Below are 19,760 nucleotides of genomic sequence, written 5' to 3' on the forward strand. Positions count from 1 at the left end.
TTCTTTTTATTTGATCAATGCTACCAGGGCAGCGCGCGTCCGGGTTTGGAGGTTATAGAAATTGATGCCCCAGCTGTTGCGGTAGTATTCCACCACCATCGCCTCCTTCTGCCTGAGCACGGCGCGCGCCGTGGCGGCAGGGGTACCGTCGGCCCCGTCTTCAGTGATGTTGTTCACGATCCGGTCGAAACCGGCGCGCCCTTCCATGAGCATCGTGGCGACCATCTCCACGAAATCTTCGTCGGACGACGACATGGCGTATGCCGTGGGAAATCCTCTGCGGTTGGCTTCCTGATCCGTGAAATTTACCCAGTTGCCGGTGTATTTGCCTACGGAGATCCGTTTGAAATCCGGCGAGTAAGCAACCGTCTGGTTCATGATATGCGCGAATTCGTGCTGGATGGTGTGGAACATCATCTTTACGTTCGGCGAATCGGAGGGTACGTAGCCCGGCATCCAGTTCACCCGGAAATCGTTCAGGGTATACAGCTCGATGGTACGCCCGCCTTCGGCGGTTCCGAGTGTGATGGTGCCGTCCATATTATATTGCGAGCTGCCTACGAGTACGAAGTACTTGGGCGTGTAGCGTTTCACGAACAAATTCCCGACTTCCTCCTCGAACGGTTTGATCCAGCCGCGGCGGATGGTGCTCAGCACGGGAATGATCTTGTCTTCGTGCGGGGGCACCAGCGCTTTGGTAGGATCCAGCTCGCCCTGCTCCCATTTGTATTTCACGGTCATGTTGTAGGTAGTGGTGAGGCTGTCCTCTATCCACTTGTCGACGGGGCCTTCCACCCATACGTCTCCGCCCAGGCCGGGGATTTCGTCCACGTTGCCGGGATCGTCGTCTTTCCGGCAACCGGCAAACAACGCGAAGATCAGAAGTGGTATCATTAAATGCTTCATATGCATATCTGTTCGGGTTTAAGCGTTTTGGTTAACGGGGATTTTGCGGAACGCCTGATTCCCCTGCCGACTGCGGTATCTGGAACAACCTGCGGGGATCGTTGGCGGTTAAAGTATACATGCTGCCGTCCTGTTTGAAATGCACCACTGGTATGCGGTAACGCAGGATATCGAACCAGCGCATCCCTTCGTGCATGAATTCCACGCGCTTGAAGTCCAGGATGGTGAGCAGCAGGCCGTCGCGGTCGTTGTTGGTGCCGTAATAATTCCTGATTCTGGGCATGGTGATCCGGTGCGTCGTCGCATTATATGGATCGAAGCGCACGCTCGCGAAAGTATTCAGATCGGCCACGGCGGCGGTCGTGTTGTTGAGATAAGCGTAAGCCTCCGCGCGGTTGAACAATACTTCTTCGGTCGTGAACAGCGGCACCATGGCGTATCCTGTACCGATCTCCGCATTCACGCTGGTACGCACGAAGTACTCATATACTTTCGGGATATACACCGCGGTGGTGGAAGGCGAGCCAATGTAAGTCTGGTTCGACATCGCCCAGTTGGCGCCTACTACGTTCCAGTTAAAGATCTCCTGGAAAAGGTTCCGGTCCAGCCCGTACCGTCCGCTGATCTGGATGCGCATCCACCAGGAAGCGGTTTCGCAGAGCAGCAGGTTGGCCGCTTCGGTGGATTTGGCGTAGTTCACCCGCATTTCCTGACCGGTGTAGCTGAGGTAGCGGCTGTTCCAGGGTCTTAGCTTATCCACCACATTCCCGTCGATGAATACCTGTCCGGCGTATTGCAGTACTTTGGTATAATCGCGCTTGAAAAGATAAAACCTCGTGGCAAATGCATTGGCGGCGGCTTTATTGAAATGGTAACGGGGAACGGTATAGGATTTTTCGTCGATCAGCGGCAAGCCGGCCAGCAGGTCCTTTTCGATCATTTCATAAACATGCGCCACGGTGCTGCGGTCATATTGTTTCACCACTTCTTTTTCCGGTTCGGTCACGTAAGGCACGCCTGGTTTGGAAGATGCCGTGGCGGGATCGTAGGTTTCGGCGAAGAAGGTCACCAGCATGAAATGCGCATAGGCGCGGCAGAGGAGCGCTTCGCCTTTCTGCGCGTAGTATGCGCCGGGATTGGCGGCTTTTTCACAAGCCTCCAGGGCCTGGTTGGCTGCGGCGATGGCGGAATAGCACGCGTTCCAGTAGTATTCCGGGGAATCCTGCTCTTCGCTGCGGACGTCCGTAAAGGTATATGGGTCCACCACCTCATTCCCCTGTTCTCCCTGTCCCCGGTCCGTTACGTTGTCGGAAGCCAGTTCGGCGAATTGCACATAGCTGGCGCCCGGGTAAGCCGTAGCCAGGAGGCGCGACACCTGCTCCGGTGAGGTCAGCTGCGCCCTGTTGTCCGGCGGCTGCTCCAGGAATTTCTTACATCCCGCCGTAGTCAGCAGGGTGATCATCGCTAATATTTTCAAATGCTGTTGCATGGTTGTTACTTTTAGATGCCTACTTTCAGGGAGAGCGTAAATTGTTTCTGCACGGGCTGGGCCACGCCGCCGGTATTGAAGAACTCCGGATCCTGGCCTCTCAGCTTCGGATCGGCGTAAATCAGCCAGGGATTGATCGCCGCGGCTGTTACGCTGGCGGTTTTAAGGCCGATGCGCTTGAGCAAGGCAGGTTCCAGCAAGTAAGAAAGCGATACTGTCTTCAACCGGATCATATCACCCTTGGCCACCCTTTCGGTGGAATAATTGTAGTTATTGTAAGGATATTCCCCGCTCAGCCCGCTCTTTTCATATGCACCATAAATCGGGGGGACCCGGGTGTACTGCTCGTCTCCCGGCATTACCCAGCGGTCCTGGAATTCTTTCGGCGATGCGTCCAGGTCGGAGTAATCGACGTGGAAGGCCGGGTAGAGCCGGATCATATTGCCTGCCTGGTAGGTCACGAAAACGTTCAGCGAAAGCGATTTGTAATTAAAAGTGTTGGAGAAGCCGCCTGCGATGGTGGGGTCCACCGGTCCCATATACTTCAGGAACCCGACGTTGTAGTCCTGCAGGTAAACGGATCCCGACACTTCTCCTTTTTCGTTTTGGAACAGCGGCTTGCCCGTCCGCGGATCGAGGCCGGTAAATGGAATGGCGAAGAGCCCCCGCGCGGGGTACCCCTGCTGTGCGCCGCCTTCCGCCACCACCAGGTTGTAAATGCTCGGCCGGTTGCGCAGGCGCGTGATCTTGGTGGTGTTGTAGCCGAAGGTCAGGTTCGTTTTCCATCCCCAGTCCTGCTGCTTGACCACCTGCCCGCCTACCAGCACTTCGATACCCTGGGCGTCCATGTCGGCGTAGTTCGCCGCTTTGAGCGACTGCCCGCCTACGCCGGAGGTGCGTACCACGCTGATCAGGTCGAAGCTTTGGCGCATATAGGCGTCTACACTCACGTTCAGTTTTTTCTGGAAAAGGCCGAAGTCGAGGCCTATGTTGCTGGTGTAGGCTTTTTCCCAGGTCAGGTCTTCGTTTTCCAGTTCCGCCAGTACGATCACCGATTCCATTTCGTTGAGGAAAGGACGGTTGGTATTGATATTCCGGAGCACGATGGTCGAGTTCGTGGCCGGGCCCATGCTGGCCGTGAGGCCGTAGGATCCGCGTACCGTCAGGTAATCGATCCAGGTGAGGTCCTGCATGAATGGCTCTGCGTCGGCGTTCCAGGAGCCGGCGATGCTCCAGGTGGGGAGCCAGCGGGCGCGGGCGGAACTGCCCAGGCGGTTGGAGCCGTCGTAGCGGCCGGTGGCCGTCAGGTTATATTTCTGCTGGTACGAATAACCGGCCGATCCATAAAATGCCACGAAGCGGTCGTAATCGCGGCTCATTCCATAATACGGGAAATTCGCTTCCAGGGTTTGCTTCACGATGCGGTAATCAACGAAGGGTACGCCGCCGTTGCCGTATTGATAGCCGAACCCGGTGTTATTGGCGTTTTGGCGGTCGGTGGATTTCACCTGCATACCGGCCAGGAGGTTCAGCGAATGTGTATTGTTGATGGTTTTGTTGTAATTGAGGCTGGGACGGATATCGTAGTTCACCATCTGGTCTTCGGTACGGTTGTAGAAACCGCCGTAAGGCAGCACAACAACAGGCTCCGCCTCGGGATCGTCGGGGTCGCGGTAGAGGAATTTATTGTTCTGCCGGATAATGGAATTGCCCGCGGCGCGGTAGGCGTTGGCCATATTGGCGCCTTCCTTGATCTGGTGCTCCATGGAGGATTTCACGTAGCGGAGTGCACCCACGAAATCGAGCTTCAGGTCGTTGGTGAGCTTGATAGAGAGATCTCCCTGCAGCCGGATATCAGCCACGTTGATATCGAGGTAGTTATTTTCCAGTTCAGTGAGGATGTTAAATGGTGCGTAGTTGCGCTGGAAGTATTCGCGGTCGCCGTTCACGTCATATGCCGTGAGGGTACGGCTGGAGTTGAGGGCGAAGTTGAACGGGTTGATGTCGAAGTCGCGGTCCATTTTGCCCTCCACCGGGTTGGGGTTCCGCTTCAGCGACCCCGGCGCCCGCTGCTGGCGCACGGAGGCCAGTGTGGAGAAACCCACGGTAACGCGGTCCGACAACTGGTAGTTGTTCCGGAAGTTCAGGGTGTAACGGTTGACGCGGTCGGCGATGGTCCAGCCATTGTCTCCGTAATAGCTGGTGGAGAAGTACGACTGCGATTTGTCGGTACCGAACGAAAGGCTGAGGGAATGCTCCTGCATGAAGTTATTCTTAAACAGCAGGTCGTACCAATCGGTATTGGCGGCGGCGTACCTTTTGAGAAAATTCTCGCGGCCTTCCCGGGTATTGGGTATCTGGTAGTTGCCGTTGGCATCTGCCTGGAGGCCCTGGTACATTTTCCCGTACACGCCCCAGTTAGCGTTATTAAGGGTGGAAACGTTCAGGTAGCCTTTCCGTTCCAGTTCCGCGAGTACAGACATCTGTTCCCCTGAGTTCATGATGCTGTATTCTCCGTAGGAGGGCACCAGCTGGGTGCTGAAGTTGCCGGTATAATTCACGACGGGTTTGCCGATTTTACCTTTTTTGGTGGTGATGACCACGACCCCGTTCATGGCGCGGGCGCCGTAGAGTGCGGTGGCGGCGGCGTCTTTCAGGATGGCGTAGCTTTCGATGTCGTTGGGGTTGAGCCCTGCCACCGCGGACCCCAGCAAGGTGGTGGGGTCGCCGGAAGAGAGCTGGTCGTTGGAGATATTCACCATATCTTCCAGCACTACTCCGTCTACTACCCATAACGGTTTGTTGTCGCCGTTGATGGACGTGGCGCCGCGCACCCTGATTTTGGGCGCCGACCCGAAGGTGCTGGAAACGTTCTGGATGGTAACCCCGGCCGCGCGCCCTTCGAGGCTGCGGGTGATGTCGCTCAGACCGTCGATTTTAACGTCGTCGGCTTTCAGGGTGACGGCTGCGCCGGAGAATTTCCGTTTTTCCAGGTCCTGGAAACCGGTCACCACCACTTCCGACAACTGTCCTTCCAGCTGTTGGAGCCGGACGTTGAGCATTTGCCCGCGGTAGATGTGCACGGAGGATTTTTTACCCAGGTAGGTAAAGCGGAGGCTGTCGCCACTGCGGGCGGCGAGGGCGAAGTAACCGTCGGCATCCGTCATGGCGCCCCTCCGGCTTACGAGGTTTTCGACGGTGACGCCGGGCAAGGGAATGTTTTCTTCCGCATCGATGACGCGCCCCCGGGCTGTGGGGATGGAATCCTGGTAAAAGGATGCAGGCGGGGCGGCTTCAGCAGGTTGTGGTGTAGCGGCTAATAGCGGTAATAGGAGGACTGCCGGGGACTTTTTGAGCCAATCCCGGACCACCATATAGGTATCCATCATATGCATGGGTGTACATGATTTTTATAGTTACGATCTGGTTCTGGTTGATATGTCAGTAGCTCAAACCTTTATACTGCGCGGGGTGCTTCGACACAATGAGTGTAACAGACAATCATTGACGGTACTGTTCCATAAGTTACACAATAATTGGCAGGAATGTTGAAATTGCGCGGCATTTTTGTTGTCCGGGATGAGCGACATGACAAGTTAGCTATATTCCTTATACAACTTCCGGTATCAACGAATGGGACAGGCGCTGCCGTCGGGCCGTCGGGCTGCCGGGCGGGGCTTCATGGAATAGCTGCGCCAGCCGGCGCGGCACTGGATACGGGAAAAATGTCATAGGGGATTAGAATAGGGGCGCAAGTTAGCGCCAAAATTTGACTTCCTCCGTATAGCCGTTATTTTTGTCATCTTTATATATGCAACAACTCCTCGCGCATCTCGCCCGTTACCATCCCATCAGCCCCGCCGCGCGGCAGGCGCTGGAAGATTGCCTCACGGAATCCGTGCACGCCAAAAACGAGCTGCTCATCGTACAAGGACAGGTTTGCCGGCGGCTGTACTTCGTGGAAAAAGGCTGCCTGCGCGGGTATTATCATTTGGACGGGAAGGAGATCACGCACTGGTTCGGCTTCGAGCAGGATTTCGTCACTTCCTTCCATAGCTTCACCACCGGCCAGCCCGCGATGGAAAACATCCAGCTGATGGAAGGTGCGGTCCTCTGGTCGGTTTCCCGGGAAGAACTTCTCCGGTTGCTGGACGCGCATCATGAACTGGAGCGGTTGGTGCGGATCGCGTATGAGAAATATTACCTGCGGCTGGAAGAGCGGTACGTCAACGCGCAGTTTAAATCGGCGGCGGAACGGTACGAACAGCTGCTGGAACAGGCCCCCTACATCCTGGAACGCGCCCCGCTGGGGTATGTGGCGTCTTACCTGGGGATTTCGCAGGAAACCCTCAGCAGGGTTCGCGGCCGCCTTTAACATTTCCCCCGGCGTTTTTTGACGGATGTCAAAAGTTGGACGGAAGGGCGGATATATCTTGGCAGTATTAAATGCAACACCTTTATGGAAACTGTCAAACAACAACAACCCTCCGCCGCCTTCGTCGCCGCTTCCTGGATCGCCCTGCTTGCCGGCGCCGTTGCGTTCAACATCGGCTTATGGAACGCCCCCATGCAGCTCAACGAGAAAGGATACTACTTCACCGTGCTCATGTTCGGCCTCTTCGCCGCCGTTTCCGTGCAGAAATCGGTGCGCGACCAGATGGAGGGCATCCCTGTTACCGCGATTTATTATGGACTGTCGTGGTTCAGTACAATCCTCGCCGTGGTGCTGCTCACGGTCGGCTTGTGGAATGCCGAACTAACGCGCAGCGAGAAGGGGTTCTACGCCATGTCTTTCGTGCTGGCTTTGTTCGGCGCTATCGCCGTACAAAAGAACACCCGCGACGCGAAGGTTTTCCGCCGGGAAGAAGACGCCAAACAATAGCCCGGCCTGTCATCCATTTAACATTCCCCATTACCAGGTACTTCTGTGAATAGCGAAAGCCCCCCGGGACCGGGGGGCTTTCTGTTGTCATGCCGCTTATTATTTATCCAGTAATTCGTTGATCATCAGTTCCAGGGTCCGCTGGTTGTGCCCGTCGGTCCGGAAGTTGGAGAAAACGATATTCCCTTCTTTGTCGATCAGGTAATTGGTAGGTGCGCCGCGGGCGATGAGGTTGCCGCGCTTTTCGGGCTCGTCGCGCACGGGTATAAATGAATATCCGCTCTGGTTCATGAAAGGTACCACGTAAGGATCTTGTTCGTGGGCGATATTGATACCCACGTATGCCAGCTGGTCCTTTCCGTATTTCCGTACCACTGCTTCGAAGTGCGGGAACTCGCCGCGGCAGGGGCCGCACCCGGGGAACCAGTACGTTACCAGCACTACTTTCCCTTTCAGGCTTTCCAGGGAAGTTTTGCCTGCAGTCATATAGTTATCGAGAGAGAACGCCGTCGCGGGTTTGGATGCCGCTTTGCGGACATTCCAGACATCCGCCTGGATGGCCGCATCGTTCTTCCCCAGCTTTCCGCCGTATTGGGTCATGAAGCCGTACACTTCTTCCGTGGGCTCCACTGCGTAATAACGGAGCAGGCTGTCGTAAGCCGCGGCCGTGTTGCCCATCGCGTGGCTGGTGATCGCTTTCTCTTTCAACAGCAAATATATGGTTGGACCGTACCGCATCCTGGGCGCGGCAGCCAGTTGTTGCATCGCTTCGGCATATTTTCCCTCCGCCGCCAAGGCGCGGCCGCCCACGATCGCATCGGCCACCGCTTTGTTCTGCAACCATTGCTGGCTGGAGCGGAGCGAATCGTTCCGTAACATTTCCGCAGCGAGCTCCTGCGCTTTCGGCGCATCGTTGGCGAGCAGGTAGCCGTAGTAATTGTTCATGGCGCTCATCGCCCAGCCATTTTTACCCGGATCGAATTGTTTGCGGGCCATTTCCCACACATCAGTTTTCACCTTCGGGTTCTGCGAACGTTGCGCCAGCCAGTACAGCGCCTGCGCGCCCCTTTCCGTGCCTGGGAAGCGCTTCGGTACTTCCAGCATCATATGGTGGTGTTTGGTGGAATCCGCTTCTGAAAAAGAGCTGGCGTAGTAAAAGGCGTAATTAGGGTTGGACGGATCGGCCTCGGTGGCCTTGCGGAGATATTCGCGCCCAGCGGCGAAGTCACCCCATCTTTCGGCATCGATCCACAACATCTGGTAGGCTTCGCCGTTTTGGGGATCAAGCTTCACCACCTGCTCCAGGTAAGGCTTTGCGGCGGGCAACTCTTTATCGTACAGCGCCGAAGCGAAAGCGAAAGGAATCGCCACGGAGCGGGGGTTCTTCCTGATCCATTTATCATATTGCGCCTGCACTTTTTTGCTTTCCGCGCCAGCCGCATAAATGTAATCTTCATGCGCCTTCGTGTTGTTGAAATCCTTCTTCACAGCCTTCCGCAGCGACTTGATTTCTTTAGGCGTGGCTTTCGGCTCCTTGCGCTGTCCTTCCTGGGCATAAGCGCCCAGGGTCAGCATGCCGGCGGCAAGCAGACAAATCAATTTTTTCATGTCGGGTTGATTTTGACGTTTTGTATAACGGGTGAAACTGGATTAATACTTGTTTTGTTGGATTTGACCGTTGCTGGCGATGATCTCCGTTTGCGGGATCGGCGTGGCAAAGCGGCGGGAGTCTTTAGGCAGCGTGTACGTTTTCTCCGCTTCATTCGTTTGCACGGCGGCCGAGTTGTACGGGAAGAACGAACGGCTCAGCGATACATCGTCGTTCGGATAGTCGTTGCTGTTAAACCGGCGGATATCCATCCAGCGGTGTACGAATGGCATTTCGCGGCGGCGTTCCTGCAATACTTTGGCGATGGCGTCGTCGTTCGAGGTGGCGCTAAGGTTCACCCAGCTTCCCGGCTCCATGCGCTTGGCACGCAGCTGGTTGAGCGCGGCCATGGCATCGGCGGGCTTGCCGGACCGGGCCAGGGCTTCCGCTTTCGTGAGGAGCATCTCGGCTACGGTAGGCCCCGAAGGCATGCGATCCTTAAAAAAGAAAACATACCCCGGGTAATCATAACCGGGATTGATCATCGAGCGATCGTACGAATACCCTTCCACCATATGATAGCGGTAGCGGAGATCATGGTCTTTGTCGTACAGGCTGAGGAGCGCCTCGCTCGGCAGGTACCACCAGCTGTCGTGCGATAGCATGCGGAAATAGAGAAACTCTTTCCAGCCCAGCATATCCGTCTGGTCGATCTGGTTATCGTGCGTGTAGGGGTATTGCAGCACTACGGTTTTCACTTCCGGTGTACCGGGGTTCACGACCAGGCTCTGCGTTCTGCCATAGCGCATTTCGGTATTGTAATCCACCAGGGTGCCGTACTCATCGAGGGCCGCCTGGGCGTATTTCAGGGCTTCGGCGTAATTGCCGCGGGTGAGGTAATAGCGGGCGGCGAAGCCTTTCACGCCGGTAGTACTGGCGCGCCAGTGGCGGGCGCGGCCGTTTTGCACGAGGGGAACAGTCGTCTTAAGTGCTTCCGACAGGTCGGATTCAATTTGCTGGTATACTTTTTCAAGGGGCGCGCGGGCCATGGGCTCGTCGAAGCTGGTCGACAGCTTGATAGGCACACCTGGTTCATTTTTGCTGGCGTCCGTGTAAGGGAGTGCATAAGTATTCGCCAGCTGAAAATAACTGTACGCGCGGATGAAATGCGCATCGGCGGTAAGGGAGGCTTTTTGCTCCGCAGTGCCGGATACGGATTCCACCAGGCTCAATACCATGTTAGCAGTGAAGATTTTCTTGTATTCGTTGGTCCAGAAGCCGTCGCGGGTATCGTCGGGCAGGTACCGGGTGTCCCACAACGCGCACTGGATGCCGGTGAGGTTGAACGGCGTACGGGCGGCCTTGTACATCTCGGCTTTCAGGCCGTAATCGTCTGTACTGTAAATCGCGTAACGGTTGCTTTCGCTGTAGAAGCTGGCATGCGCGTTGAGCAGGGCTTCCAGCTGGTCGGCGGTTTTCACTTCCAGCGCGGAAGTCTTGCTCGGGCGTTCTTCTAAAAATTTATCGCAGGAGGCGAAGCCCAGCGCGCCGCAGATGAAGGCGGTGCGGAATATATGTCTGAATTGGATCGTCATGTGTTCTGTTTTTTTGAATCGAAAAAACCGGGTTAGAGACTGCACTTGATACCGAGCGTCACGGTAGGTTGCGGGCGGAGGAAACCTTTCCGGAATTCCGGATCTTCCTTCGCGTTGTTGCCGTAAATGGTGAAGAGGTTATTTCCCTGTGCAAACACCTGTACGTGCTGGAAACCGATTTTCGCCAGTTTCGCCTTGTCGAGGTTATACGTCAGGTTCACTTCCTGCATCCGGATATGTCCGGCCTTTTCAACGAGATAATTCATGTAGGGGAAGAAGCGGTCCCAGAAATAGTAACGGTCTTCCACATCATTCTGCGGCAGCGGGATGATCTGTTGCATATCGCCGTTCAACACTTCCGAAATCTTCTCGTTCGGCAACACACGGGTAGACCATACGGCCGGGTAATTGAAGCCAAGCCGCTCGAACACATGACCGAACTTGCCTGTTACGATGAACGACAAGTCGAAATCATACACGCGGAGAGTGTTCATGAAGCCCAGGGTATAGGGCGCCACAGTGGTACCTGCGTTCTGCATGTAATTGCGGCCGTCGCCAGGGGTGAAGGTGAAGAAGTTGTATAACGTTCCTTTATCCCCGTACACCATCGGCTGCCCGTCGTGCACGCCGGCATAGCGGTAACGCCAGAGCGCGTCGGCATTGGCGCCCTGCACGTACGCCGCGGTGCCGCCGTTCGCCAGCGAATACGCCGCGTAGTTGGCGATGAACAGCTTCTCGATGCGGTTTTTGTTATATGCGAAATTCAGGTTGCCCTGCCAGCTGATGCGCCTGGCGATGCGCTGCGAAGTACCGATTTCCAGTTCGACGCCGCGGTTGCTGATCTCAGCGTTGTTCAGCTTCTGGGTGGTGGTACCGTTGATGGCGGGGATGGTCACCTGCGCGATCTGGTCCTTTCCATATTTATTATACAAATCGATCTTACCGAATAATTTATTATCAAACAGGCCGTAATCCAGGCCGATGTTCCAGGTCGCCGTTTTCTCCCAACGCAGCGAAGGGTTGCCGAAGCTGGAGATCGTGGCGGTATTATCACCGGTATACACATTCGAAACGGAGCCCAGCGCGATCAGCGGCTTAAACGAGGTCGTGCGGTCTTCGTTGCCGTTGTAGCCATATGTAGCGCGGAGGTTCAGGCGGTTGATGGTATTGTTATGCTGCAGGAAGCGCTCCCGGTGCATGGCCCATCCCAAACCAGCCGACCAGAACGGCGAATAGCGGTATTTCGGATCGTCAGCGATGATATTAGAGGCATCGGTCCGGAAACTGCCGGATACGGTGTACTTGCCCAGGTAAGTATAAGCCAGGTTGGCGAAAGAAGAGAAATAACGGTTGGTGTTGTAGGCGAACCCGTTCCCGTAGGGAATCGTGAAGTTGTTGCCCTGCCAGTTCTGGATCGTTTTGAATGTACCGCCCGGACCATTGGGAAGTATGCCTGAAGTCAGCGTTTCATCATTGTAACCATAAGTCAGCGGGTTGGCGAAGAATTCCGTCACCGCATTGGCGATCTCCACACCTGCGATGACATTCACTTCATGATCGCGGTGGAAGGTGTTGTTGTAGTTCACGGAGTTCCGCCAGTTGTATGCCTGGGTGCGGTAGCGTTGTTGTCCCAGTATGCTCCCTTTCGGAATATTGGGAGAAACGGCGCCGGTGGTTTGGTTCCAGGAAGCGCCCTGGTTCACTGTCTGCCGTACATAGAACGTTTGATCGTTGTAATAATTGCGGACGTTATTATTGAAAATCTCGTACTGGAACTTACTGTCCAGCGTAAGGCCTTTCATGAGCTTGAGCGTGAGCCCGCCCATAAAGCGCGCGTTCAGATGCGTGCGGGTCAGTTTCCGGTTGTTGATCTCGCGCACGGGATTGTAGCTCCAATCGGCATACGGGAAGCGCCCGGTAGGGATGTGCCGGTCGAGGATCGGCATGTAATATTGTTGCAGGTTGGTGAGCGACCCGTCGGGGTTCTGCAGCATTTCGTAAGGAGAAATATCCTGGATATCCGCCAGCTTCAGGCCGCTGCTGTCTTGCTTGTTGTAATGCACCATACCGCCGATACTGAGGTCGAGCCATTTGGTGATATTGGCGACGGAGCGGAAGTTGAGGAGGTACTTCTGGTAACCGGTATTTTTAAAATTAGACTGGTTGTTTTCGAACAGCAGCGAAACCATGTTGGTCATCCGGCCGGTGGAGCCCGACAGGCTGAGGTTGTACTGCTGGGTGATGGGGTTGTCGAGCAGCAGGTCGCGGATTTGTTGCTTGTTGTTCTGGCGCGAGAGCTGCGCCAGAATGGCATCCCTTTCCGTTTCGGAAATGTAGCCGAGATAATGCTCGTTGAGTGCCACGGTGGCCGAAGACCAGGCCAGGTCCGCGTCTTGCACGGAGCCGGGATTGGTCATGGCGCTCCATTTGTTGAAGGCGCGTTGCTCGTAATCCACGGTTTCGGCGGAGGTGGCCAACGGGTTGATATAATCGAGGTCCAGTTTGCCGGCCATCCGGGTGAAGGCGGAGAAGTCGATGCGCAGGGGGGTGTTGCGCTGGCCTTTCTTTGTTACCACTACGATCACGCCGTTGGCGGAGCGCGCACCCCAGATGGAAGCGGCGGCGGCGTCTTTGAGAATGGTCACGCTTTCCACGTCGTTGGGGTTGATGGTGGCGAAGTCGCCATTGATGGGGAAACCATCCACAACCACCAGCGGGGCTGCGGTGGCGTAGAGGCTCGATTTGCCGCGGATTTCGAAAGTGGGATTGCCGTCTACGTCCATTTTTGCCTGCACGCCTGCGGTGGTGCCGATGATGCGGCTGCCGATATTGGTGGACGGGCGGCCCAGTTGTTCCTTATCGATATAACCGAACGAGCCGGTCGCTCTTTCCTTGTTCAGTTGCTGGAAGCCTGTATTCACGACGGTAACGGTGCTGAGCTGGCGGGCGCCTTTCATTACTACATCCACCGACTTGCGGCCATGAAGCGCGACGATCTGGGTTTCAAGGCCCACGTAGCTAAAAACCAGTTCAGCGTTGGCATCGGGAACATTGAGTGCAAACTGTCCTTTGGCGCCGCTAAAAGTGCCGCCGCTGGCACCTTTCACGGAGATGCTCACACCTTCCAGCGGCTCACCGGCGGCATCGGTCACCCGGCCTTCGACGCGCACCATCTGGCGGATGGCGCTTTTATCGGCGACTACAATCATATCGTTCTCCAGCATTTTAAAATCGAGGTTGGAGCGCCCGAGCGCGTGGCTCAGCACTTCCGACACGGCGGTATTCTGTACTTCGATGCTCACCCGGAAATTGCGGGGAATGATATCATTGGAGAAAACGAAACGGTATGTCGTTTTCTTTTCAATGGAATTGAACAGTTGCTGGACGGAAACATCGTTCAGCTTCAACGTAACCCGGGTGTCTTGCGAATAGGTGTTCGCACTTACGTGGATGCATGCCACCACGGTAAGTAGAATGGTTAGTTTCATAAACATAATCAATTTGACAGGAGCCCACGGCTCCCCTTTCCCCAGCCTGGAAGTTGGTTTTTTTGCATACTTTCGTACAGGTTTAAAGTGAATAAACAGGAAACAGGTTACCGTGTCAACAGAACCCTGTCTCCCAGCTTGAACCAAGGGGGAATGCGTCACCATTCTCCCTTTTTTATGTCACATGTGATGTGTCCGGAGCGCGTCACCGCTCTTTCTCTCATCTACTGATGTAAAACCACGGTATGGTCGTTTTCGAACCGGAATCCGAATGGCCTGGAAAGCTGCATCACTTCCAGTACCCGGTGGAGGGTTTCTTTGTTGAAATGCCCTGTAAAATGATACCCGCGCAGCGTTTCCGTTTCGAAACGGATTTGTACGCCGTACCATCGTTCCAGCTTCCGGGCGATGTCCCCGAAAGACTCATCGGCGAAAATCAGCCGGTTGTCGACCCATGATAATTCAACAATGGCGCTGTCTTGTGGAATGTGTGTGAGAGAGTCGATAGCATATCCGCCAGGGGCTTTTCTCATGTCTGCCCGTTGCGGTTGTAATGGTTGAATATCTGATGATTCAGTTTGCCTGGCGATCACCAGTTTTTCTTTTGGTTGCAGATAGATCTGTTGTCCTGCGGGCATGTCGACCCGTACGCGGCCGCGGATCAATGCAGTTTCAACCGTTTGGTCGTCTTTATATGCTTTTACGTTGAAAGCCGTGCCCAGCACGGTGATGTCCATGTCTTCGGTATGAATGACGAAGGGGGCGGAAACGTCCTGAGCGATATCGAAAAATGCTTCTCCTTCCAGTGTCAGTTCGCGTTTGCCGTTGTGAAACCCGGGCTCGAGGCGTAAGGTACTGGCTGCGTTGAGGACTACTTTCGACCCGTCTGGCAGTTGGAAAGATTTCCGTTCGCCGGCTTTGCTGGCATACACGGGCATATTGCTTTCCGTTGCGGGTACGTCTTTGCGCATCCAGATCATCGTTAACACGAGGCCGGTCAATGTGGCGGCTACGGCCAGCGCATACCACTTCCATCCGTTCTGCTTTACGGCCTGAATTTTCCTTTCCTGCATGCCAGGCCTGATCCCCCGGGCAAACAGGGCTTCGGTGAACTTGCGGTGGTGGGCCGCGAAGACGTCTGCATCGAGGCCGCCGTTGAGGCAGAGATACATCACTTTGGCCGTTTGCACGAGGTCCCGTTTCTCGGGGTGGGCCGCCTGCCACTGCTCCCAAAACCTTATTGCGGCCGGGTTGGTTCCCATGCAATACTGCTGGAAGGATTCATCCATCACCAGGTCTTCCGCCTTATGCCGCCAATAGTTCATCTCCTCGCTTTACAGTATAGAGCAGGCAGGAAAGCGGATTTACTATGAAATTGTTAATTTTTTCCCGTTTAATGCAAAATCAGCAGCAAAGCGGCGGAGATCAGGGTTTCGATGGGAAGGCCTGAAGATTGCACGTGCCCTTTCAGTTCGAGTTTCAGTTGTTTGAGGGCGTCGTGTATAATATTATAGGCTGTTCTTTTGGTGATGCCGCAGGTGAGGGCGATATGGTCGTAATCGAGGTCTTCGAAGAATTTCATACGCAGGAGTTGTTGCTGCCGCTGGGTAAGGCGGCGGAAAGCTTTCGCGAATACCTGGGTGAACGCGTCGTTCCCTTCGATGGCGGCGAGGTAATCTTCATGCGACCACTGGAGCTTCTGGGCCGAGGGGGCTTCCTGGTGGTGTTCCAGGCGCTTCTTGCCCGAGGCGATTTCGCGCAGCATGCGCCGGTGCAGACAGGTGATGAGGTACGCACGGACGTTGGACACCTCCGGCAGCGTATGCCGCCTCTCCCAGAGATCGAGCAATACCGCGGTAAAGCAGTCATTGGCCAGGTCGCGGTCGCCCGTGAGCTTAACGCCATAATTGATAAGGCCTGTATAATGCAACTGGTACAAAGCAGATAATGCATCCGTATTTCCGTCCCGGAGCTGGCACCAATAATCCTGCGTGTGCAAATTCCCGTTCATGCTCGTTAGTTGGTTGATAAAGGGGCGGATGAATCACGTTACTGAAGGCATCCAAGTTAAGGCATTCCGCCGAAATTTACAACCCGCCCGGTATCCGGTGGTTCTGACTCCTTATTAAATGGCTCCCGGCCGGAAACGAAAAAGCCCGCGCACGGGGCGCGGGCTTCCATCCTTACTTATAAAAAAGGCTAACCTTGTGTCTGCGGTTGGGCAGGTTGTGCAGGTTGCGCTCCGGGAGCGGGTTCCGCGCTATCCGGCGCCTTGTCGATCAGCTCCATGAACTGGTCGAGTTTCGGTGTGATGATGATCTGGGTGCGGCGGTTGCGCGTTTTACCTTCAGGCGTATCGTTCGACGCGATCGGGTTGTATTCGCCGCGGCCACCGGCAGTGAGGCGTTTCGGGTCCACACCATAATTGTTCTGCAGCGATTGCACCACCGAAGAGGCGCGCAGGGTACTGAGATCCCAGTTGTTGCGGATATTCGGTTTGTTGATCGGCACATTATCCGTATTACCCTCGATCAGCACGTCGTAATCGCGGTAATCTTTAATGATCTTGGCGATTTTGCTAAGGGTTTCGCCTGCGGCGGGGGAAATTTCGTAGCTGCCGGATTTATACAGCATGTTGTCCGACAATGAGATATACACCACGCCTTTCAGCACCTGCACGTCCACATCGCGCATTTCCTCGCGGCTCAGGGAGCGGGTCAGGTTGTTGGTGAGCACCATGTTGAGGGAGTCGCTCTTGTTCTTGGAATTCACCAGTTGCTGGATGTAGCGGTTGGAAGCGTTGATCTCGTCTACCAGTTTGGAAATATTCACATTACCCTGGCTGGAAGAGTTCAGGCATTTGTCCAGCGCTTCCTGTAACGAACGGAGTCCCGCCCGTTGCGAAGCGATCTGTTCTTCGAGGCTGCGCACGCGGGTGGAAGATCCCGACATCTCGCGCTGGCAATCGTTGTACTTATCGGTAAGGGCTTTGTAATCGTTCTGCAACTCACCATAATTACCTTGCAGCGCTGCGAATTTCTTGTTGCTCACGCATCCTGTCCCCAGGATGGCCACCGCGAAAAATGCGGTTGATATTGCTATTATTTTCATATCACAAAAGGATTAAGACTCATAGTGTTACAAAGGTTGTACCATTACTGCTCATTCGACTTACTTCATTAACAATCAATCAACAAGAAATGTTCATGCTGCTTAATGTGTTTACAGAAACGTTGAAATTCCGGAATGGATGGATGGATGCGCGGGCTGATTTCACCGCAAATAGAAGATGTATGGCGTAGCAATAGTTGTCAGCCGTTCGTATCCGGCTGGCCGCTCACCCAGGCTTTCGCCATATCGAACCCCGAGAGCGGGTAAGCCCTGATTTCGCCATGGACCAGCGGGCTGAGGGTACGGTAAGCGATGCGGACCCAGCGCTCGTCCGACACGATGGCCATCCGCTCCCATTTGAAGAAATGTTCGAAGCTCACTTTGAGGTACTCCAGAAACGCTCCGATGCTGTAATTCCCCATGTCCGTCTCCAGCTTTACCAGGAAATTGATGTGGCCGAATTTTTCCGCCACCTCATCCACCCGGCGCATGACCACGTCGCGGTATTCTTCTTTGCTGACAGCCCCGGAGGCGGCGTAAGCGGCTACATGCGCGGGGAAATCTTCCAACAGTTGTACCATGATATTTATTTAATGAACCTGCTTCCATTTTCGTGCCTGCGCTTCCGGCGGGAGCTGCTGCTGCCGGGGCTTTGTTGGATGGACGGTTTCCGCTCCCATTAAAAAATGCGTATTTTGTCGCGTCAACCATAAACGGAGCGTAAATTTTAGACATGGAGGATCTCTGGGGAAATGATCCGGAATGGCTGATCCGGCTCTCGAAAGGAGATGAATCTGCTTTCAGGGACCTGTTCTCCCGGTATCACGATTTTATTTATTCTTTTGCGGAACGCATGACCGGATCCGGCGATATCGCCCAGGACGTAGTCCAGGAAGTATTCATCAAACTTTGGCTGCAGCGATCCGAATTGCCGCAGGTGCAGAACCTGGGCGGATATATCAACCGCCTCACGCGCAATCACATACTGAACGGCCTGAAGCGCATGGCCCATGAGGCCGCCATCCTGCAGGACATCCATCCTTCGATCGGTACGCAGCCCGCCCTGCCGGACGCCAGCGCCGAAGCGCGCGAGCTGGAAGGCTTGCTCAACGCCGCTCTCAGCCAGCTGCCTCCCCAACAGCAGCGCGTGTACCGGATGAGCCGGCAGGAAGGACTGAAACATGAAGAGATCGCTGCCGCGCTGGGCATTTCCCGGGAAACCGTCAAAAAGCACATGATGGCCGCGCTGCAAACCATCCGCGGATACCTGCTCCGCCATCACAAGATCCCCGCGTTTATCGCCGCTTTCCTGGCGGCGTGGCTTTTCCGGAAATAAATTTTCACGCGCCACTACCCCTCTCTTCCTTCCCGTTTGTCAAACTGTTTTATTCCACCCTCAAATACCAATTGGCATGCCTTCATCCAGACTCGCGTACCTCGTGCGCCGACATTACGACCAGCTGTGCACCGCCGCGGAAACCGCCGAGCTGCTGGCCTTGTTGCGGCGCGAGAACGTCGATGCCGAAATGGACGGCCTGCTGGCTGAATTGATGGAGGAGCACCAGCCTCCGGCAGCGATGCCGGCAGCGCGGATGGAAGTGGCCTGGACCGGCTTCCGCCGCAAAACGCGCCCGGCCGTGTTGCGGAAAGTATGGCGTTGGTCGGCCGCCGCGGCTTTGCTGGCGGGCGTAGTGGCGGGAGGATGGATACTAGCGCGGAAGCCCGTTGCGGAGTCGCAGGTAATGGTGGCGGATATTGCGCCGGCCGCCGACAAAGCCGTACTGACGCTGGCCGACGGTTCCACCGTTTCGCTCGACAGCGCGGGAAGGATGCAGCTGCAGGAACAGGACGCCAGCATCATTCAGCAGGGCGGGTTGCTGGAATACGCCGCAGACGCTGCATCAGGTGAGATCCGGTATAACACGCTGCGCACCCCGCGGGGAGGCACGTTCCGGATTCAGCTTCCCGACGGCACGAAGGTTTGGCTCAACGCCGCCTCCAGCCTTCGCTACCCAACGGCGTTCAGTAATAAACTGCGCGAGGTGGAAATGACCGGGGAAGCGTATTTCGAGGTGAAGACAGACGCGGCTGCGCCGTTCCGCGTGAAGCTCGCGGCGGGCGCGGCGGTGGAAGTATTGGGAACGCATTTTAATATAGCGGCATATGAAGACGTGCGGGATATGACGGCTACCCTGACCGAGGGGTCGGTCCGCGTTTCGCAGGGCGCGCGCAGTGTAATGCTGGCGCCTGACGAACAGGCGGTGATCAGCCTGGAGGGTGATGTACCTATCCGGGTGTTGCAAAACGCCAACACGGAACAGGTGCTGGCCTGGAAGAACGGGTTGTTCCATTTCGACAACGTCCCTTTTACCGATGTCATGCGCCAGTTGTCGCGCTGGTATGATGTGGATGTGGAATACAGGGGGGCGGTGCCAACCCGGATATTCAGCGGCGAGCTGCAGCGCGGGTTAAGCCTGCAGCAGATCCTGGAAATCATGAAAGAAATGAAAATCGATGTACGCCTGGAAGAAGGCAGGAAACTGGTCGTAATGCCATAAAAGAAACCCCGGCGGCAACCGGGGCTCTGAGTGGCCTGGCATAACAAAAGTCTGACGGACTCATTATTAATCAACCAAACCATTGCAAAAGTATGCAAATCGCTGCGCTTTGTAAAGGGCATGTCGTGCCCGTACCCCGAGGG

The 19,760-nt window shown here is 55.4% G+C and carries 14 protein-coding genes; 4 read left to right on the plus strand and 10 right to left on the minus strand.

The features are described 5' to 3' along the window. Positions 1-6 precede the first annotated feature (6 nt). From WJU16_RS08405 to WJU16_RS08415, 3 genes are read right to left on the minus strand one after another with little or no spacing between them, the layout of a single operon-like run. Entirely contained in the window at positions 7-894 is an 888-nt protein-coding gene (locus WJU16_RS08405) for a putative zinc-binding metallopeptidase (protein WP_341837874.1), read from the minus strand. Positions 895-937: 43 nt separating this feature from the next. Continuing rightward, positions 938-2,395, minus strand: a complete 1,458-nt coding sequence (locus WJU16_RS08410) for a RagB/SusD family nutrient uptake outer membrane protein (RefSeq protein ID WP_341837875.1) — start codon at positions 2,393-2,395, stop codon at positions 938-940. Positions 2,396-2,406: 11 nt separating this feature from the next. Then, a complete protein-coding gene (locus WJU16_RS08415) occupies positions 2,407-5,784 on the minus strand; it encodes a SusC/RagA family TonB-linked outer membrane protein (protein ID WP_341837876.1) in 3,378 nt (1,125 codons plus the stop codon). 422 nt (positions 5,785-6,206) lie between these two features. On the opposite strand from WJU16_RS08415, the gene WJU16_RS08420 reads away from it, so the two are divergent. Together WJU16_RS08420 and yiaA are read left to right on the plus strand one after the other, a co-directional pair. Further along, complete coding sequence (locus WJU16_RS08420; protein ID WP_341837877.1) at positions 6,207-6,770, plus strand: Crp/Fnr family transcriptional regulator; 564 nt, start codon at positions 6,207-6,209, stop codon at positions 6,768-6,770. 84 nt (positions 6,771-6,854) lie between these two features. Beyond that, positions 6,855-7,277, plus strand: a complete 423-nt coding sequence (gene yiaA / locus WJU16_RS08425; protein WP_341837878.1) for an inner membrane protein YiaA — start codon at positions 6,855-6,857, stop codon at positions 7,275-7,277. Positions 7,278-7,376: 99 nt separating this feature from the next. Here the strand turns inward: yiaA and WJU16_RS08430 are convergent, their stop codons facing one another. From WJU16_RS08430 to WJU16_RS08460, 7 genes are all read right to left on the minus strand, one after another. Then, entirely contained in the window at positions 7,377-8,885 is a 1,509-nt protein-coding gene (locus tag WJU16_RS08430; RefSeq protein WP_341837879.1) for a redoxin family protein, read from the minus strand. Between the two features lie 42 nt (positions 8,886-8,927). Beyond that, positions 8,928-10,460, minus strand: coding sequence for a RagB/SusD family nutrient uptake outer membrane protein (locus WJU16_RS08435; protein ID WP_341837880.1), 1,533 nt, complete (start codon positions 10,458-10,460; stop codon positions 8,928-8,930). A gap of 32 nt (positions 10,461-10,492) precedes the next feature. Further along, complete coding sequence (locus WJU16_RS08440) at positions 10,493-13,948, minus strand: SusC/RagA family TonB-linked outer membrane protein (protein ID WP_341837881.1); 3,456 nt, start codon at positions 13,946-13,948, stop codon at positions 10,493-10,495. A gap of 224 nt (positions 13,949-14,172) precedes the next feature. After that, positions 14,173-15,273, minus strand: a complete 1,101-nt coding sequence (locus WJU16_RS08445; RefSeq protein ID WP_341837882.1) for a FecR domain-containing protein — start codon at positions 15,271-15,273, stop codon at positions 14,173-14,175. A gap of 68 nt (positions 15,274-15,341) precedes the next feature. Continuing rightward, on the minus strand, positions 15,342-15,959 hold the full coding sequence (locus WJU16_RS08450) for a sigma-70 family RNA polymerase sigma factor (protein WP_341837883.1): 618 nt from the start codon (positions 15,957-15,959) through the stop codon (positions 15,342-15,344). Between the two features lie 188 nt (positions 15,960-16,147). Continuing rightward, positions 16,148-17,059, minus strand: coding sequence for an OmpA family protein (locus tag WJU16_RS08455; protein WP_341837884.1), 912 nt, complete (start codon positions 17,057-17,059; stop codon positions 16,148-16,150). Between the two features lie 200 nt (positions 17,060-17,259). Then, positions 17,260-17,640: an STAS/SEC14 domain-containing protein gene (locus WJU16_RS08460; RefSeq protein WP_341837885.1), complete on the minus strand. Its 381-nt coding sequence runs from the start codon at positions 17,638-17,640 to the stop codon at positions 17,260-17,262. Between the two features lie 152 nt (positions 17,641-17,792). On the opposite strand from WJU16_RS08460, the gene WJU16_RS08465 reads away from it, so the two are divergent. Next, entirely contained in the window at positions 17,793-18,395 is a 603-nt protein-coding gene (locus tag WJU16_RS08465) for an RNA polymerase sigma-70 factor (RefSeq protein WP_341837886.1), read from the plus strand. 76 nt (positions 18,396-18,471) lie between these two features. Further along, positions 18,472-19,617 (plus strand): FecR family protein, encoded by a 1,146-nt coding sequence (locus WJU16_RS08470; protein WP_341837887.1) that lies wholly within the window; start codon positions 18,472-18,474, stop codon positions 19,615-19,617. Positions 19,618-19,760: the final 143 nt, after the last annotated feature.

Source organism: Chitinophaga pollutisoli (assembly GCF_038396755.1).
GTDB lineage: Bacteria > Bacteroidota > Bacteroidia > Chitinophagales > Chitinophagaceae > Chitinophaga > Chitinophaga pollutisoli.

Coding starts and splice junctions, on each gene's coding strand:
- WJU16_RS08415 (WP_341837876.1), bottom strand. CDS start 5,784: ATGATGGATACCTATATGGTGGTCCGGGATTGGCTCAAAAAGTCCCCG.
- WJU16_RS08470 (WP_341837887.1), top strand. CDS start 18,472: ATGCCTTCATCCAGACTCGCGTACCTCGTGCGCCGACATTACGACCAG.
- WJU16_RS08445 (WP_341837882.1), bottom strand. CDS start 15,273: ATGAACTATTGGCGGCATAAGGCGGAAGACCTGGTGATGGATGAATCC.
- yiaA (WP_341837878.1), top strand. CDS start 6,855: ATGGAAACTGTCAAACAACAACAACCCTCCGCCGCCTTCGTCGCCGCT.
- WJU16_RS08435 (WP_341837880.1), bottom strand. CDS start 10,460: ATGACGATCCAATTCAGACATATATTCCGCACCGCCTTCATCTGCGGC.
- WJU16_RS08465 (WP_341837886.1), top strand. CDS start 17,793: ATGGAGGATCTCTGGGGAAATGATCCGGAATGGCTGATCCGGCTCTCG.
- WJU16_RS08410 (WP_341837875.1), bottom strand. CDS start 2,395: ATGCAACAGCATTTGAAAATATTAGCGATGATCACCCTGCTGACTACG.
- WJU16_RS08420 (WP_341837877.1), top strand. CDS start 6,207: ATGCAACAACTCCTCGCGCATCTCGCCCGTTACCATCCCATCAGCCCC.
- WJU16_RS08405 (WP_341837874.1), bottom strand. CDS start 894: ATGATACCACTTCTGATCTTCGCGTTGTTTGCCGGTTGCCGGAAAGAC.
- WJU16_RS08430 (WP_341837879.1), bottom strand. CDS start 8,885: ATGAAAAAATTGATTTGTCTGCTTGCCGCCGGCATGCTGACCCTGGGC.
- WJU16_RS08450 (WP_341837883.1), bottom strand. CDS start 15,959: ATGAACGGGAATTTGCACACGCAGGATTATTGGTGCCAGCTCCGGGAC.
- WJU16_RS08440 (WP_341837881.1), bottom strand. CDS start 13,948: ATGAAACTAACCATTCTACTTACCGTGGTGGCATGCATCCACGTAAGT.
- WJU16_RS08460 (WP_341837885.1), bottom strand. CDS start 17,640: ATGGTACAACTGTTGGAAGATTTCCCCGCGCATGTAGCCGCTTACGCC.
- WJU16_RS08455 (WP_341837884.1), bottom strand. CDS start 17,059: ATGAAAATAATAGCAATATCAACCGCATTTTTCGCGGTGGCCATCCTG.